The organism is Pseudarthrobacter sp. NPDC092419 (genome assembly GCF_044755045.1).
Lineage (GTDB): Bacteria > Actinomycetota > Actinomycetes > Actinomycetales > Micrococcaceae > Arthrobacter.
Window position 1 is genome coordinate 247,009 of sequence record NZ_JBIVQF010000002.1, and the last position, 14,786, is coordinate 261,794.

Here is a 14,786-nt window from a genome sequence, read left to right on the forward strand (position 1 = left end):
GTAGCGCGTTTGCCCTTGCGGGTTCCCGCCAGAGCGTCCGGCCGCCTGGTTAGGTGTTTTGGACGTTGGTTTTGGCGTCGGTGGCGCGGTCTTTGACGTCGGTCGCGGCGTGTTGGCTGTCGGTTTTGACGTGGTCGGCTGCGTCGGTCGCGGTGGTTTTGAGGTTTTCCATGGCTTCGCGGGCTGGTTCTTTGAGGTTCTCGGCCATGTCTTTGGCGGCTTCGGTGACCTGGTTGGCCAGGGGTTGGGCTGCGGTTTTGAGCTGGTCCGCGGCTTCGCGTTCTTTTTGGCTGGCCGGGATCAGGGAGGAGACGATCATCCCGGCGCCGAAGGCGATCAGGCCTGCGGCGAGGGGGTTGCCCTGGGTTTTGGCTTTGACCTGGTCGGGTGCGTGGGAGACCGCGGTCCCGGCGTCGGAGAGCCGGGCGGCGGCGGTGTCCTTGGCGTTGTGGAGGGTGCCGGTGGTGTGTCCGGTGCCGGTGTGCAGGGTGTCCTGGACGCGGGTGGTGGCGTGGTCTGCTGTGCCCATGATTTTCTCCTTCACGCCGGTGAGGGCCTCTTTGGCCTTGTCGGTTTGGCGGTGGACGATGTTGGACGGGCTGACTTTGTCCGCGACGGCGTCCACGTTGGTTCCGAGGCGGGCGCGGGTGGCTTCTATGTCGGAGCGGATGGCGTCCGGGTTCTCGTTGGTCATCGGTTTACCTCACCTGGTTTGAGGGTCGGGGGGATTTCGGAGAGTGTTTCGCCTGTCTGGGGCAGGCCTTTGATGTGTTTGAGTTCCTTGCGGCCGGTCGCGGCGAGGACCGCGGCGGTAATGCCCCAGATCACCGCGAGGATTAGGGCGGCCCAGCCCAGGGGCATGAGCGCGCCGAGGGCGAACATCAGGGCCAGGGAGAGGAAGAGCAGGACGAAGTGTCCGGCCACGCCGGCGCCGGCGAGCATGCCGCCGCCTTTCCCGGCGCGGGTCGCGGATTCTTTCGCTTCGGCCTTGGCCAGTTCCACTTCCTGGCGCATCAGCGTGGACAGGTCCCGGGTCACCTCGCCAAGCAGGTCACCGAGCGAGGTGTTCTCCGCTTTCTGGTGCGCCGCGCTGCCCTCGCCACTGACTGGACCCGCGCCGGCGGGAAACTCCGAATACTGGCCACTCATCACAGCCTGCCAGACTCGCCGTTCGAGGAACGGTCGCGCGTCAGGGGGTCCCCGGCCATGGGATCGTCGGCAAGGTCACGCCCGGCCAGCGGATCATCGGCGGTGCGGTTGCCCGACCAGGGCTCCTCAACCAGCTGGGGGCTGTCCAGCGGGCTGGCGGGACGCGCATAGTCCGGGTAGCTGCTGCCCGGTGCGCCGCCGTCGAACCCTGCCGTGGTGGATGCCGGGCCGGGAAGCTGGACCGGCGGAGGCGGTACGGTGCCGCCCGCAGGAACATAGGACCCGCTGTACTCATCGCCGTAGGCGGTGCCCGAATACTGGCCTGCCAATCCCGTCGTCCCCGTGGCGCCCGTCGTCGCTGAAGTTTCGGGGGCTCCGGCGGTGAGGCCGCGGGTGAGGCGGCCGGCGAGGACTCCGGCTCCTGCGGCGAGCAGGAGGAAGGTCCCGGGGCGGTTCCGGGCGAACGATTGCACCTCGGTCAGCAGCGAGCCCGGGTCGCGGTTTTCCAGCCAGTCGGCCAGCGTTGAGGTGCGCTGGGCGGCCTCACGGACCAGGTCGGCGGCGACTCCCGGCTGGTCCGGGGCGGTGGCCATGCGGTGCAGTTCGCTGGAGATGTTCCGGATTCCTTCGGCGGCCTTCTGCTGCTGCGCCCCGGCCTGGCTGCTCAGCCCGGTCCGGGCCTGCTCCAGCAGGTCCTGGGCGCTGGCCTTGGCCTCGGCGGCAACGTTTGCCGCTTCCTCCTTGGCCGTGGCGGCAACATCCTGCGCCGCGGACTTCGCCTGCCCTGCAACCTGCGAAGCCTCTTCCTTCGCAGCATCCTTCCGGGAAGTGCCCTCGCCCGGGGCGGCGGTAGTGGCAGGGAAGCTGGCTGCGGGCCGTTCTCCCGGAATTCCTGTACCAGCCGGAGGCGTCGTGTAAGCGCGGTCCTCGGGCCATTGGTTCTCTGTCATCTTCGCTCTCTCTTTCCAAGAAGGCCGGTTGTTGATCAAGAACCAGCAATACTGGCCGTAAAATCATAAGCATGATTACTAATAGAAGGTAAGTACCCTTGCTAGATGGGTTGTAACGATTTCCGAAAGCATTAGCCCGAAGCGGCGGCCGCCGGTCCGGGTCATATCGAGAGGAAAGTGGTGGACAGCATGGAGACATCTGTATGGGTCTGGGTTGTGGTTGCGCTGGTAGTGGTGGCGCTGATCGTGCTGCTGCTCATGATGGGCAAGCGCAGGAAGGTTGAGCAGGAGCGGCGCGATGAGGTGCACCGCAAGGAAGCGGCCGAAATCCGCCGTGAAGCCGAAGGCATGGAGCTCGACGCCAGGGAGCGGGAGGCTAAGGCGGCCCGTGCCCGCGCGGATGCTGAAGAGGCCCAGGTCAAGGCAGAAAGGCTGCGCCACGAAGCCGAGCGCCGTGCAGGCGAGGCTGAGGAATTGCGCGAGGATGTCACCCGACGCACCCGGCACGCTGACGAAGTGGATCCCGGCGGACATGCCGCGGACCGTCACCCGGATCGGGCTGACCGCCACCCGGATGCGGGTCCGGAGCATCGGGCTGACCGCCATCCGGACCGTGCTGACCGCTCGACGGATGCCGGCCCGGAGCATCCCCGTAACGGGATCTAGCGTTTAACGCCACGGGGCGCGAGGACGGGGGAGGGCGGAATGCCCTCCCCCTTTCCCATGCCCGCCAGCACTTCCTTCACGGCATCCACGGACGACGTCGCCGCCTCCCAGCCGAGGATCCGCCGGGCGCGGCGGGTGTCCATGACGGGTGCTGCCGCCGCCATGTCGATCCAGCCGGCGTCCGTGGGCTGGAGGTGAAGCCGCCACGTCACATCGACGAGTCGGCGGAGTAACTCCATGGGGATCGGCAGTATCCGCCGTGCACCGAGCGGCCGTGCCAGCTCCTGTGGGGTGAGAACCGGCTCGGCCGCAATGTTGAAGGAGCCGGAGGCGCGGTCATCGATCACCCGCCAATACGCCTCAGCCACATCGTCCGCGTGGACCGCCTGGAACACCAGTCCGTCCGGAACCGGCAGGATTGGTATGCGGATCCTGGCGGGCAGCAGGCGTGGAATCAGCGGCCCCAGGAAGTAGCGGCCGATCTCGCTGCCGGCTTCCCGCTGGAAGATCAGGCCCGGCCGCAGCCGTGCCACGGCGATGGCAGGTTCGGAAGCGGCAAAGCTGTCCAGGAGTGCTTCCTGTTCCGCCTTGTGCCGGCTGTAGTGCGAGCCGGGTATGCCGCGGGCCGGCCATGACTCCGCGGTCCGCTGGTCCTTGGGGGCGCGGCTGTAGGCACCCACCGACGATGCGCACACCACCTGCTTGACGCCGGCCTTCCTGGCCGCGTCCAGCACATTGCGCGTGCCGGTGACGTTGGTCCGGTACAGCTGGTCCAGGTTCCGGTTCGGCTGGATCTGCCACGCCAGGTGCACCACGCTGTCAATGCCCTGGAGCGCCGCCTCGAGCCGAGGCATGTCGCCTTCCAGCCCCACATCCAGTGGATGCCAGTCGACTCCGGTGTAGGGCATTCGGTCCGTGTCCGGGCGGCGGCGGCTGATCCCCGTCAGGTGCAGGCTGCCGGGCTTTTTAGCCAGCTGCCCCTGCAGGTTCCGCAGCAGCGCGGTTCCGGCATTTCCGCTGGCTCCGGTAATGGCAATACGCATGGCAAGCTCCCTCGGCAAAGGCTGCGGACGGGGCGCGCGGCTGGTCGCCCACCGTTCCGAGCCTACCCGCGGCCGGTCAAGTTCATAAGCACCCTTACGGATTGCTTAATAAGCAGCCTTATGGTTTCCTGCTTCTAAGTCTTGCCGCAGGCTTTCGGAACCAGTACCGAGGGAAACCAAAGACATGCCCGAATACTTTGGCGCGCCTGCCGTGCATGCTGCGCCGGCTGCTCCACGAACCACACCAAGCCCCCAGCAACGCCGCCCTCTCGCCCGGTGCGGACAGCTGCGGGAAACCTTCGAGAACGACCTGGTCCTGGGGTATCTGGATCTGGCTGAAGCCCTCGCAGCCCGCTTCGAATCAAGGGGCCGCGAACGCGCGGATCTGAACCAGGTGGCCTATCTGGGCCTGGTCAAGGCGGCCCGGGGTTTCGACCGGGACAAGGGAGAAAGCTTCCCCGCCTATGCCGCACCCACCATCACTGGGGAACTGAAGCGGTACCTCCGCGACAGAACCTGGGTGGTGCGGCCGCCAAGGAACATCCAGGACCTCCGCACCCGGATGTTCAAGGCCGAGCCGGCACTGACCCAAGCCTTGGGTCGGTACCCCACCGCTGCCGAACTGGCGCGGGAACTTGGCGCCGATGAGGCTGCAGTGCAGGAAGCGATGTGCGCGTCCACCAGCATGCATCCGGACTCGCTCGATGCCGCCAACCCCCACTCGGACGCGCCGTCCGTCGGGGAAACCCTGCCCTGCCTTGAGACGCCGCTGGAACGGTTGGAAGAGCTCGCCTGCCTCCGCGGAGCCATACAATCTCTCGGCGCCGCGGACCGGGAACTGCTGTACCGGCGCTACTTCTGCGAGGAAACCCAAATACAGCTGGGACGTCGGCTGGGGATGTCGCAAATGCAGGTGTCCCGCCGGCTGGCGAAGCTCCTGGTGCAGCTCCAGCGTGCGCTCAGCCCGGGTGTGGAGGCGACCCGCCGCGATTCTCCGGACGCACCGGCCCGCTAACCGGCACCCTGGACTCCTACGGCCCCGGGCCACGCTGCGGGGACAACATGGGAAATCACGGCGGACTCCTCGGAGGCCTGTTTAGGACCGCGGGCAGCGGGGAACAAGGTTGTTTATGGAAAGCTCTTCGATGCCAAAACTTCGGGCTGTCCTTTTCGACCGGGACGGTACCCTGGTGGCCGACGTGCCGTATAACGGCGACCCCGCACTGGTCCGGCCCATGCCCGGTGCCGGGGACGTCCTGGCCTCGCTCCGGGCGCGCGGCCTTGCCACGGGGGTTATCAGCAACCAGTCCGGCATTGCCCGTGGCCTGCTCACCGAAGCCCAAGTAACAGAGGTCAATGCCAGGGTAGAGGAACTCCTGGGCCCGTTCGACGTGTGGGAGGTGTGCCCGCATTCGCCAGAGGACCGGTGCTGCTGCCGCAAGCCCGCCCCTGGCATGGTGCACAACGCCTGCCGGAAGCTGGGCATCCACGAATCGCAGGCAGCACTGATTGGCGACATCGGTGCCGACGTCGGCGCCGCAGAGGCAGCCGGCGCCGTGGGGGTACTGGTGCCCACCCCGGTGACCCGGGCTGAGGAAGTGGGCAGCGCCCGGTTCGTGGCCGGGGACCTGGCCGCCGCCGTCGCACTCCTCGCAGCGGAAGGCATGATCCAGGATGCTCGCGCGGAGGAGAGCGCCTGATGGGCCGGGTGCTCGTGGCCCGGCTGGACAGCATGGGCGACGTCCTCCTGGCCGGCCCCGCCGTCCGGGCAGTGGCCCACGGACGGAAGCCCGACGGCAGCGCACCCAATCACGTGGTGATGCTATGCGGCCGTCAGGGGGAGGCCGCGGCGGGGCTGCTGCCGGGGGCGGCCGAAACCTACACCTGGGACAGCCCCTGGATCATGAACCCGGCGCCGGACATGACCGGTCCGCATGCCGAACGGCTGATCGGGTTCGTCCGGAATTCGCGGATCACCGAGGCCGTCATCCTGACCTCGTTCCACCAGTCACCGCTGCCCCTGGCGCTGCTCCTCCGCCTGGCCGGCGTGGAACGCATCACCGGCGCCTCCACGGACTACGCCGGCTCGCTCCTGGACGTCCGGCTCAAACCCGGCGAAGACTTCCCGGAGGATCAGCCCGAAGCTGAACGCGCCTTGGGCATTGCCGAAGCGGCCGGTTTCCGCCTCCCGGCCCGGGACGACGGGAAGCTGCACGTGAAGGAGGTCCCGGACGTCACGGACCTGGTGGGGGAGGGGCCCTATGTGGTGGTCCACCCGGGAGCCGCCGTTCCCGCCAGGGCTTGGCCGCCCCTTCACCACGCCGCCGCCGTCGAACTCCTCGAAGGCGCCGGCCGCCGCGTGGTGGTCACCGGCGGACCGGGGGAAACGTCCCTTACCGCCACGGTGGCCGGGCCTTCCGCCCTGGACCTGGGTGGGCGGACCGACCTGCGCCGGATGGCCGGAGTCATGGCAGGCGCGGAGGCCGTGGTCACCGGGAACACCGGCCCGGCTCATCTTGCCGCCGCTGTCGGGACGCCGGTGGCCTGCCTGTTTTCGCCGGTGGTGCCCGCCATCCGCTGGGCGCCCTATGGCGTTCCGCTGGAACTCCTTGGCGACCAGAACGCCCCCTGCCGGATGACACGTGCCCGCATTTGCCCGGTTCCCGGCCACCCCTGCCTCGACTCCGTCTCGCCCGAGGACGTGGTGGCGGCAGTGGAGCGGCTGATCGGCGGCGTCAGTTCTTTCAGCACCCACGTCAGCACGCGTAGAAAGGCGCGCAACAGATGAGGATCCTGCTCTGGCATGTCCACGGCTCGTGGACAGATGCGTTTGTCCGCGGCCGGCATGAATACCTGCTGCCCGTCCTCCCGGAAGGAGGAGCCTGGGGACTGGGCCGCGCGGGCCGCGACTGGCCGGCCTCGGTGCGGGAGATCGAGTTGGCGAGGCTGGACGCGGAGGCGGTGGACGCCGTCGTCCTCCAGCGCCCGGAGGAGATCGCCGAGGTGGCCCGGCTCCTGGGCCGCGCCCCGGGACGCGACCTTCCGGCGGTTTACGTCGAGCACAACACGCCCAAGGGCGATTTTCCGTTCACCCGGCACCCCCTGGCGGAGCAGGACCGGATCCCGGTGGTCCACGTGACGCACTTCAACCGTCTCGCGTGGGACAACGGCTCTGCGCCGGTGCTGGTGGTGGAACACGGCATTCCGGACCCGGGCTACCTCTACACGGGAGAGCTGCCCGACCTGGGCGTGGTGGTCAACGAGCCGGTGCGTCGCGGCCGGGTGACGGGCACCGACCTGCTCTCCGCCTTCGCCTCCGTGTCGCCGCTGCAGGTGTTCGGCATGAAAACCGAGGGGCTGGCAGCGGCAACCGGTATGGACCCGGAGCACGTCAGCCCCCGCGGCGACCTCCCGACGTCCGCCCTCCACCGCGAACTGGCCCGCTGCCGGGCTTACGTGCACCCGATGCGCTGGACGTCGTTGGGACTGTCACTCCTGGAAGCCATGCACCTGGGAATGCCCGTCCTGGTGGTGGCGGCAACGGAAGCGCCGCGGGCGGTTCCGCCGGAAGCCGGGGCGGTGTCAGCGGACATTGACGAACTGCTGCGTACCGCGCGTCAGCTGGTCGCGGATCCGGAGGAAGCACGACGGCGGGGACTCGCTGCCCGCGCGGCGGTGCTGGAGCGCTACGGGCTGGGGAAGTTCCAGGACCGCTGGGACGGCATCCTCGCCGACCTGGTACCGGATCCGGTGCACCGGAGCGCCGGGCACCGGGACGGCGGACCGGCCAATGACCACCCGGGCGAGCAGATTCTTGTCCCTGCGCGAGAGAGGAACATTTCATGAGAATCTCCATGATTTCGGAGCACGCGAGCCCGCTTGCCGCCCTGGGCGGTGTGGACGCCGGCGGCCAAAACGTACACGTGGCCGCCCTGTCCGCGGCGCTGGCACGCCGAGGCCATCACGTGACCGTCTACACCCGCAGGGATGCAACGGAACTCCCCGCGCGGGTCCAGGCCGGGCCGCGCTTCGAAGTGGTCCACGTGGACGCGGGCCCTGCCCGGCACGTGCCCAAGGACGAGCTCCTGCCCTACATGGGCGAGTTGGCGGCGGGCGTGGCCCGGGACTGGGGACACCGGCCGCCGGACGTGGTGCATGGCCACTTCTGGATGTCCGGGCTCGCAGCGCTGGATGCCGCCCGCCGGCCGGACTCCGGTTACCGGGTCCCGGTGATCCAGACCTTCCACGCCCTGGGCACCGTCAAACGCCGGCACCAGGGCGCGGAGGACACCAGCCCGGAGGAACGCCGCTGGCTTGAGCCCGGCGTGGGCAGGTCCGCGGACCGGATCATCGCTACCTGCTCCGACGAGGTGTTCGAGCTCAAGGCCATGGGCATTGACACGGGGAAGGTGTCCATCGCCCCGTGCGGCGTGGACCTGTCGTTCTTCTCCGCGGACGGACCCGCGGCCGCCAGGACCCGGCGGCACCGCATTCTGTCCGTGGGCCGGCTGGTGCCGCGCAAGGGCGTGGACCTGGTGATCCGGGCGTTGCCATACCTGCGGGAGGCGGGGTTCGACGACGTCGAACTCTTCATCGTGGGCGGCGGCGGCGATTCCGGGGCACTGCACGCTGACCCTGAGGTCCGTCGGCTCCTGGGCCTGGCGGACGCGCTGGGCGTGGCGGACTCCGTGACCTTGCAGGGGCAGGTGGCCAGGACGGAAATGCCCGGGATTTTCCGCAGCGCCGACGCCGTGGTGTGCGCCCCCTGGTACGAGCCGTTCGGCATTGTTCCCCTTGAGGCCATGGCCTGCGGCGTGCCCGTGGTGGCCGCGGCTGTGGGCGGCCTGCAGGACACTGTGGTGGACCAGGCCACCGGACTGCACGTGCCTCCGCGGGACCCGGCAGCCATTGCGTCCGCGCTCGCCGTGCTGCTCGCGGATCCGGGCCTTCGGTCCAGGCTCGGCACCGCGGGTGTGCAGCGGGCCCGGAGCAGATACTCCTGGGACCGTGTTGCCGCTGAGACGGAGAAGGCCTACCAACTGGCAGTGGCCGGCGCACCCGCCGGCGCCATTTCGATGGAAGGAGCCGCACTGTGAGTGCTGACTGGTCCCTGCGCGAGGCCGACCTGCGGGCCCTGGCCACACCTCCGATGCCTGATCTGCTGCCCGCCCTCCCTCCAGGGGCCGGGACTCCGGACGCGGATTGCACCGACGTCGTCAGGACGCACCTGGACAACGTCCTGCCCGCGCTCGAATCGCTCCGCAGCCAGTCCGGCCGGCTGGCCGCCTGGGGAGTGGAGCTTGCCCAGCGCCTGATGCGGGGGCAACGGCTCCTCGCCGCGGGAAACGGCGGCTCCGCGGCCGAGGCCCAGCACCTGACGGCAGAGCTGGTGGGACGGTTCGACGGCGAGCGGGTGCCGTTTTCCGCCATCTCGCTGCACGCGGAATCATCCGCGGTCACAGCCATCGCGAACGACTACGGGTACGACGATGTCTTCGCCCGGCAGGTCCGCGCCCATGGCCGCTCCGGCGACGTCCTCGTCCTGCTGTCCACCAGCGGGGGCAGTCCCAACCTGCTGCGCGCGGCAGAGGCTGCATCCAGGCTCAACGTCACCACCTGGGCGCTGACCGGTTCCGGGCCCAACCCCCTGGCGGACGTCTGCGACCAGGCCGTCATGATCGAAGCCCTCAACGCCAACGCGCAGGAAGGCCACCTGATCGCCCTGCATGCTCTGTGCCGGGCCTTCGACTTGGAGGTGTCGCGCCGCAGCCCGGCCGCGGTCCCCGGCATGAACGGCGGTGCCAAGCCATGAGGATCGTGGTGGTGGGCGACGTGATGCTGGACGTGGACCTGACCGGCGAAGCCACCAGGCTGAGCCCAGACGCACCTGTGCCCGTGGTGGACATTGTGGCGGAGAATCGCCGCGCCGGAGGTGCCGGGCTGGTGGCCCTCATGCTGGCGGAGGAGGGCTGGCCTGTCACCCTTGTCACGGTGCTGGGTGATGACGACGCCGGACGGCAGCTGGCGGACCAGCTTGCCGGGGTGCGGCTCGTCTCCGGGCCCAGCGGGGCGCCGTCGCCGGTGAAGACCCGGGTCCGGGCGGGATCGCACCCGGTGGTCCGCTTCGACCAGGGCTGTGCCCGGGCGCCCGTACCGGATGTCACCCCCGCCATGTTGTCAGCGGTGGAAGACGCAGCAGTGGTGGTGGTGGCTGACTATGGCCGCGGGCTCGCCGCCAACCCGCAGTTGCGCGCACTCCTGGCCCGGCTGGCCACAGACGTGCCCATCATCTGGGACCCGCATCCGGCAGGCCCGGATCCCGTGCAGGGCGTCGCGGTGGTCACGCCCAACCTCGCCGAGGCGACCCGGGCGGCTGCGGCACCCGGTGCCGCCGCCGACGTCCAGGAGCCCGACGCGGGCACCCACGCCGGGCACCTGGCGGGATTGCTCCGCGAACGCTGGGGCAGCCAGGCAGTCCTGGTCACCCGGGGCGGTGACGGTGCCGTGCTGGTGAGCGACGACGGACAGGCACCCACGCACATTCCCGCACCCCGCGTGGAAACCGGCGATCCGTGCGGAGCCGGCGACCGGCTGGCGGCGGGGCTTGCTGTGCATTTGCTGGCAGGCTGCGGTCTTCTCGAAGCGGCCCGGTTGGCGGTCCACGAGGCCGCAGATTTCCTCGCCGCCGGCGGAGTGTCGTCCCTGCCTAAACCCGCGGCCCGAATTGCAGCCATCACGCCCGGACGCCCGGAACGCCACCACGTGGAACCCAGCCGCGGGGACGCGCTGCTGCTGGCCCGCGCCGTGCGGAACCGCGGCGGAACCGTGGTGGCGACCGGTGGCTGCTTCGACCTCCTCCACGCCGGCCACGTCCGCGCGCTCGCCGCCGCCCGAGCCATGGGGGACTGCCTGGTGGTGTGCCTGAACTCGGATGCCTCGGTGCGGAGGATCAAGGGCCCGGACCGGCCCATCATTGGCGAACATGACCGGGCAGAACTCCTGCTGGCCCTGGCCTGCGTGGACGCCGTGATGGTCTTCGATGAGGACACCCCCGAGGCAGTTCTGGGACGGCTCCGTCCGGACCTCTGGGTCAAGGGAGGCGACTATCAGGGAACCCGGCTTCCGGAGGCGGACCTGGTGGAAAGCTGGGGCGGCCGGTGCCTCACCGTCCCGTACCACCCTGCCCGCTCCACCACCGGACTGGCCACCGCGCTCGCAAAAGTGGGCTGACCGCACCTTCCACCCGGTTTGATCGAAAGGAACACCATGACCGCAACTGCCAACACGCCCGCTTCTTCGCCCGGCCGCGTCCTCGTTACCGGAGGTGCCTCCGGGCTGGGAGCCGCCGTCGTCGACGCTGTCCTGCAGGCGGGCGGCACCCCCGTGGTGCTGGACCGCGACATCCGCACCGTCTCCGCCGTGAAGGCATACGAGGTGGATGTTGCGGACCGTCCTGCCGTGGAGGCTGCCGTCCGTGAAGCCGCGGAGACGCTGGGAGGCCTGGACGCCGTCGTCACCGCAGCCGGGATCGACCGGTGCGGCAAGCTGGCGGACGTCGCTGCGGACGAATGGGAAAAGGTTATCGGCGTTAATCTGATGGGCACCGTCTCCGTAGTCCGCGCCGCACTGCCGTACCTCACGGCCTCGCATGGCCGCGTTGTGACCGTCGCCTCCACCTTGGGCAAGCGGGCCGTTGCGGACGCCACCGCCTACTGCGCCTCCAAGTTCGGCGTGGTCGGCTTCAGTCATGCGCTCGCGGCGGAGACCGGCGGGCAGATCGGGGTGACCACCATGATCCCCGGCGGCATGAAGACCCGGTTCTTCGACGACCGCACCGAGCAGTACAAGCCCCAGGACGATTCGCGCCTCAACGATCCCGGCAACGTGGCGCAGGCCATTCTCTTCGCACTGCGCCAGCCGGCCGGCTGCGAGGTCCGGGAAATGCTCATCTGCCATGAGGAAGAAGGCTCCTGGCCCTAGCCCCCGCCCCCGGGACGCTGACTACCAACCACGGGAGGAACCCATGCCCACAACAGCCACAGAGACAGTCCCCGGCCTGGATCCCGCACCCGGATCCGGCATCTCCATCCACGATCCCCGGACGGGGGAGTTCCTCTGGACGGTCGCGGAAGCCGGTCCCGAGGAGGTGGGCCGGGCCGTACAGACAGCCCGGGACGCGGCGGCCGGCTGGGCACAGACCGCGCCGGCGGAGCGCGGGGCTGCCCTCCGCACCGCCGCCAAGGCCCTTGACGAGGCCGCCCAGGAGTTGGCCGGACTCAACGCCAGCGAAACCGGCCGCCCGGTGGATGAAGCCCTGGCCGGTATAGGCGCGGCCGTCTCCACGCTGGAACAGTACGCCGAACTCGGTCCGCTGCACCGCGGCCACAGCCTCCGCGGCAACCCCCTCGCCTCCGACTACACGGTGGCGGAACCACGCGGCGTCGCCGTCCTCCTCACCCCATGGAACGACCCCGTGGCGGTGGCCGGCGGCCTGATCGGTGCGGCGCTGGCCACCGGGAACGCGGTGGTTCACAAGCCGAGCGAACGGTGCCCGCGGCTCGGCGAAGCGCTCGGGAAGGTGCTCGCACCGGCGTTCCCGCCCGGCGTGTTCAATACCGTCTCCGGTGGTTCCGGGACCGGCGCATTGCTGACCCAGGCGGAGGTGGACGTGATCGCCCACGTGGGTTCCAGCGCTTCGGGAGCGCGGATCGCCCGGGCCGCCTCGCTCACCGGTGCGCACGTGATCCGCGAAAATGGTGGCAACGATCCGCTGCTCGTTGATGCCGGCGTCGATCCAGCCTGGGCGGCGGAACAAGCGGCGATCGGGGCCTTCAGCAACAGCGGCCAGATCTGTACCGCCGTGGAACGGATCTACGTCCACCGGGACATCGCGGAGCAGTTCTGCGCAGCCCTGGCCGCGGAAGCGGGCCGCCGCAACAGCGAGGGATCGGTGGCACCGCTGGTGGACCGGCGGATGCGCGACGAAGTCCATGCCCAGGTAGCCGAAGCACTCAGCCGGGGTGCCCGGGCCGTGGCCGGCGGGGCGCTTCCGGAGGGGCCCGGCAGCTTCTACCCGGCCACCGTGCTCCTGGACTGCACGGACGGGATGCAGGTCATGACCGAAGAGACGTTCGGCCCGGTTGCCCCGGTGCAGGTGGTGGAAACGTTCGACGACGGCCTCCGCCTGGCGTGCAGCGGCAGGTACGGCCTCGCGGCCACAGTCCTGAGCGGCGACCTGGCGCACGTCCACCAGGCGGTGGTGGCCCTGCCCGTGGGAACCGTCAAGGTCAACGAGGTGTTCGGCGGCGCCCCCGGCGGTTCGGCGCAGCCCCGCGGGGACAGCGGCGCCGGGTTTGGCTACGGGCCCGAACTGCTGGACGAATTCTGCCGGGTCAAGGTGGTCCATATCGCAGCCCCGCCTGCCGGGAAGGCATGCTGATGGAATCGCCCCAGCCCGTGGACCTGCGGAACCAGCGGGCACTGTCCGACTGGCTGCCGGGACGGCTTGCCGCCGAGGAACCGGAGATCCTGGTGGTCGGCGACGTGATGCTGGACGGCTGGTGGAGCGGCAGCATCGAACGGCTCTGCCGCGAGGCGCCGGCCCCCGTGGTCGACCTGCAGTCCCGCGAATCCGCGCCCGGGGGAGCAGCCAATACCGCCATGAACCTGGCTGCCCTCGGGGCCCGGGTGGCAGTGGCCGGGATCATCGGCACGGACGACGCCGGCACGGACCTGCGCCGGCAGCTTCAGGCCGCCGGCATCGACGTCCGGCACCTCTACGCCCATCCGGACATGGTGACCACCACCAAAATCAGGATCAGCAGCGGCGGGCAGGTTATGCTCCGCCTCGATGACTCGGCCCGTACCGTCCCGGCCGCCGCGCTGGGGGCGCTGGCCGGGGCGGTGCGTGCCGCCGTCGTGCGCAAGGCAGCGGTACTGGTCTGCGACTACGGAACCGGGGTCCTGGCAGAACCGGTACGAAACACCCTGGTGCAGGCCCTCGAGGGGGACGGGCGTCCGCTGGTGGTGGTGGACGCCCACGACCCGCGGCCGTGGGCGGTGCTGCAGCCGGACCTGGTCACCCCGAACGCGCAGGAGACCGCCCGGCTCCTGGACCGGCGGCTCCCGGACGGGCCGGCCCGGGCGGACGCCGTAGGGGCCGAAGCGGACGCGCTGCTTGCTGCCACCGGGGCGCGGGCCGTGGTGGCGACGCTGGACCGGGACGGCACCGTCTTGCTGGCGCCCGGCGGTGCGGCGCACCGGACCTGGGCGCGGCCGGCGGCGGAAAAGCAGGCGTCGGGGGCGGGGGACACCTTCGTGGCCGCCCTGACCCTGGCACGCTCGGTGGGGCTGCCGCTGACGGCGAGCCTGGACCTTGCCCAGGCGGCGGCGGACGTGGTGGTTCACCAGCCCGGCACGTCCGTGTGTAGCACGGCGCAGCTGAGCCGCTACCTGGAGGCTTTCGCAGATACCGCACTCGACGCCGACGAGCTGGAACGCCAGCTTGAGGCCCACCGCGCGCAGGGCCAGCGGATCGTGCTGACCAACGGCTGCTTCGACGTGCTGCACAGCGGACACACCCGTTACCTCAACCAGGCCAAGCAACTGGGCGACATCCTGGTAGTGGCGCTGAACAGCGACGACTCGGTGCGCAGGCTCAAGGGGCCCGACCGGCCGATCAATGCGGTGGCGGAGCGGGCCGCCGTGGTGGCAGCGCTGAGCTGCGTGGACTACGTGACCGTCTTCGATACGCCCACCGCCGGGCCGTTGATCCGCCAGCTGCGGCCCGAGGTGTACGCCAAGGGTGGGGACTACACGCCGGAGATGCTGGCCGAAACACCGGACGTCGAGGAGCACGGCGGCCGGGTGGTCATCCTGGACTACGTGGCGGAGCGCTCCACCACCGCCGTCGTTAACAGGATCCGCGCCGGTGAGGGGGCGGCGCAGGTCAACTAGGGTTGAAGCCATGACGGGATCG

Annotated in this window: 15 protein-coding genes; 11 read left to right on the top strand and 4 right to left on the bottom strand. The window is 69.9% G+C overall.

Going from position 1 to position 14,786, the window contains the following annotated elements:
* Positions 1-49 precede the first annotated feature (49 nt).
* The 3 genes from ACIQC0_RS04510 to ACIQC0_RS04520 are packed head-to-tail and all read right to left on the bottom strand — an operon-like array spanning position 50 to position 2,099.
* Positions 50-694 carry a DUF3618 domain-containing protein gene (locus ACIQC0_RS04510; protein ID WP_377216774.1) on the bottom strand — a complete coding sequence of 215 codons (645 nt, stop codon included), beginning with the start codon at positions 692-694 and terminating at the stop codon, positions 50-52.
* Positions 691-1,149, bottom strand: a complete 459-nt coding sequence (locus ACIQC0_RS04515; RefSeq protein ID WP_400532918.1) for a phage holin family protein — start codon at positions 1,147-1,149, stop codon at positions 691-693. Before ACIQC0_RS04515 ends, ACIQC0_RS04510 begins: the two co-directional genes overlap by 4 nt.
* On the bottom strand, positions 1,149-2,099 hold the full coding sequence (locus ACIQC0_RS04520) for a hypothetical protein (protein ID WP_400532920.1): 951 nt from the start codon (positions 2,097-2,099) through the stop codon (positions 1,149-1,151). The genes ACIQC0_RS04515 and ACIQC0_RS04520 overlap by 1 nt, the downstream gene beginning before the upstream one ends.
* A 189-nt stretch (positions 2,100-2,288) precedes the next feature.
* On the opposite strand from ACIQC0_RS04520, the gene ACIQC0_RS04525 reads away from it, so the two are divergent.
* A complete protein-coding gene (locus tag ACIQC0_RS04525; protein ID WP_400532922.1) occupies positions 2,289-2,765 on the top strand; it encodes a hypothetical protein in 477 nt (158 codons plus the stop codon).
* On the opposite strand, the gene ACIQC0_RS04530 is transcribed toward ACIQC0_RS04525, so the two are convergent.
* Positions 2,762-3,808, bottom strand: a complete 1,047-nt coding sequence (locus ACIQC0_RS04530; protein WP_400532924.1) for an NAD-dependent epimerase/dehydratase family protein — start codon at positions 3,806-3,808, stop codon at positions 2,762-2,764. The two genes, ACIQC0_RS04525 and ACIQC0_RS04530, sit on opposite strands and share 4 nt — an antisense overlap.
* 184 nt (positions 3,809-3,992) lie before the next feature.
* Between ACIQC0_RS04530 and ACIQC0_RS04535 the strand changes: the two genes are divergently transcribed.
* From ACIQC0_RS04535 to rfaE2, 10 genes are all read left to right on the top strand, one after another.
* The gene (locus ACIQC0_RS04535) at positions 3,993-4,823 is read left to right on the top strand and encodes a sigma-70 family RNA polymerase sigma factor (protein ID WP_377216779.1); all 831 of its coding nucleotides are present in this window, start codon (positions 3,993-3,995) and stop codon (positions 4,821-4,823) included.
* A 115-nt stretch (positions 4,824-4,938) separates the two neighbouring features.
* Positions 4,939-5,508, top strand: a complete 570-nt coding sequence (locus ACIQC0_RS04540; protein WP_400532926.1) for a D-glycero-alpha-D-manno-heptose-1,7-bisphosphate 7-phosphatase — start codon at positions 4,939-4,941, stop codon at positions 5,506-5,508.
* Positions 5,508-6,596, top strand: a complete 1,089-nt coding sequence (locus ACIQC0_RS04545; RefSeq protein WP_400532931.1) for a glycosyltransferase family 9 protein — start codon at positions 5,508-5,510, stop codon at positions 6,594-6,596. The genes ACIQC0_RS04540 and ACIQC0_RS04545 overlap by 1 nt, the downstream gene beginning before the upstream one ends.
* Positions 6,593-7,654 (top strand): glycosyltransferase, encoded by a 1,062-nt coding sequence (locus tag ACIQC0_RS04550; protein WP_400532933.1) that lies wholly within the window; start codon positions 6,593-6,595, stop codon positions 7,652-7,654. Before ACIQC0_RS04545 ends, ACIQC0_RS04550 begins: the two co-directional genes overlap by 4 nt.
* Positions 7,651-8,904 (top strand): glycosyltransferase, encoded by a 1,254-nt coding sequence (locus ACIQC0_RS04555; RefSeq protein ID WP_400532935.1) that lies wholly within the window; start codon positions 7,651-7,653, stop codon positions 8,902-8,904. Before ACIQC0_RS04550 ends, ACIQC0_RS04555 begins: the two co-directional genes overlap by 4 nt.
* Positions 8,901-9,620: an SIS domain-containing protein gene (locus ACIQC0_RS04560; protein WP_400532937.1), complete on the top strand. Its 720-nt coding sequence runs from the start codon at positions 8,901-8,903 to the stop codon at positions 9,618-9,620. Before ACIQC0_RS04555 ends, ACIQC0_RS04560 begins: the two co-directional genes overlap by 4 nt.
* Complete coding sequence (locus ACIQC0_RS04565) at positions 9,617-11,038, top strand: PfkB family carbohydrate kinase (protein ID WP_400532939.1); 1,422 nt, start codon at positions 9,617-9,619, stop codon at positions 11,036-11,038. The genes ACIQC0_RS04560 and ACIQC0_RS04565 overlap by 4 nt, the downstream gene beginning before the upstream one ends.
* A 36-nt stretch (positions 11,039-11,074) precedes the next feature.
* Positions 11,075-11,788 carry an SDR family oxidoreductase gene (locus ACIQC0_RS04570; protein ID WP_400532941.1) on the top strand — a complete coding sequence of 238 codons (714 nt, stop codon included), beginning with the start codon at positions 11,075-11,077 and terminating at the stop codon, positions 11,786-11,788.
* 43 nt (positions 11,789-11,831) lie between these two features.
* Entirely contained in the window at positions 11,832-13,247 is a 1,416-nt protein-coding gene (locus ACIQC0_RS04575) for an aldehyde dehydrogenase family protein (RefSeq protein ID WP_400532943.1), read from the top strand.
* On the top strand, positions 13,247-14,764 hold the full coding sequence (gene rfaE2, locus ACIQC0_RS04580; RefSeq protein ID WP_400532945.1) for a D-glycero-beta-D-manno-heptose 1-phosphate adenylyltransferase: 1,518 nt from the start codon (positions 13,247-13,249) through the stop codon (positions 14,762-14,764). The genes ACIQC0_RS04575 and rfaE2 overlap by 1 nt, the downstream gene beginning before the upstream one ends.
* Positions 14,765-14,786: the final 22 nt, after the last annotated feature.

Coding starts and splice junctions, on each gene's coding strand:
- ACIQC0_RS04510 (WP_377216774.1), bottom strand. CDS start 694: ATGACCAACGAGAACCCGGACGCCATCCGCTCCGACATAGAAGCCACC.
- ACIQC0_RS04515 (WP_400532918.1), bottom strand. CDS start 1,149: ATGAGTGGCCAGTATTCGGAGTTTCCCGCCGGCGCGGGTCCAGTCAGT.
- ACIQC0_RS04520 (WP_400532920.1), bottom strand. CDS start 2,099: ATGACAGAGAACCAATGGCCCGAGGACCGCGCTTACACGACGCCTCCG.
- ACIQC0_RS04525 (WP_400532922.1), top strand. CDS start 2,289: ATGGAGACATCTGTATGGGTCTGGGTTGTGGTTGCGCTGGTAGTGGTG.
- ACIQC0_RS04530 (WP_400532924.1), bottom strand. CDS start 3,808: ATGCGTATTGCCATTACCGGAGCCAGCGGAAATGCCGGAACCGCGCTG.
- ACIQC0_RS04535 (WP_377216779.1), top strand. CDS start 3,993: ATGCCCGAATACTTTGGCGCGCCTGCCGTGCATGCTGCGCCGGCTGCT.
- ACIQC0_RS04540 (WP_400532926.1), top strand. CDS start 4,939: ATGGAAAGCTCTTCGATGCCAAAACTTCGGGCTGTCCTTTTCGACCGG.
- ACIQC0_RS04545 (WP_400532931.1), top strand. CDS start 5,508: ATGGGCCGGGTGCTCGTGGCCCGGCTGGACAGCATGGGCGACGTCCTC.
- ACIQC0_RS04550 (WP_400532933.1), top strand. CDS start 6,593: ATGAGGATCCTGCTCTGGCATGTCCACGGCTCGTGGACAGATGCGTTT.
- ACIQC0_RS04555 (WP_400532935.1), top strand. CDS start 7,651: ATGAGAATCTCCATGATTTCGGAGCACGCGAGCCCGCTTGCCGCCCTG.
- ACIQC0_RS04565 (WP_400532939.1), top strand. CDS start 9,617: ATGAGGATCGTGGTGGTGGGCGACGTGATGCTGGACGTGGACCTGACC.
- ACIQC0_RS04570 (WP_400532941.1), top strand. CDS start 11,075: ATGACCGCAACTGCCAACACGCCCGCTTCTTCGCCCGGCCGCGTCCTC.
- ACIQC0_RS04575 (WP_400532943.1), top strand. CDS start 11,832: ATGCCCACAACAGCCACAGAGACAGTCCCCGGCCTGGATCCCGCACCC.
- rfaE2 (WP_400532945.1), top strand. CDS start 13,247: ATGGAATCGCCCCAGCCCGTGGACCTGCGGAACCAGCGGGCACTGTCC.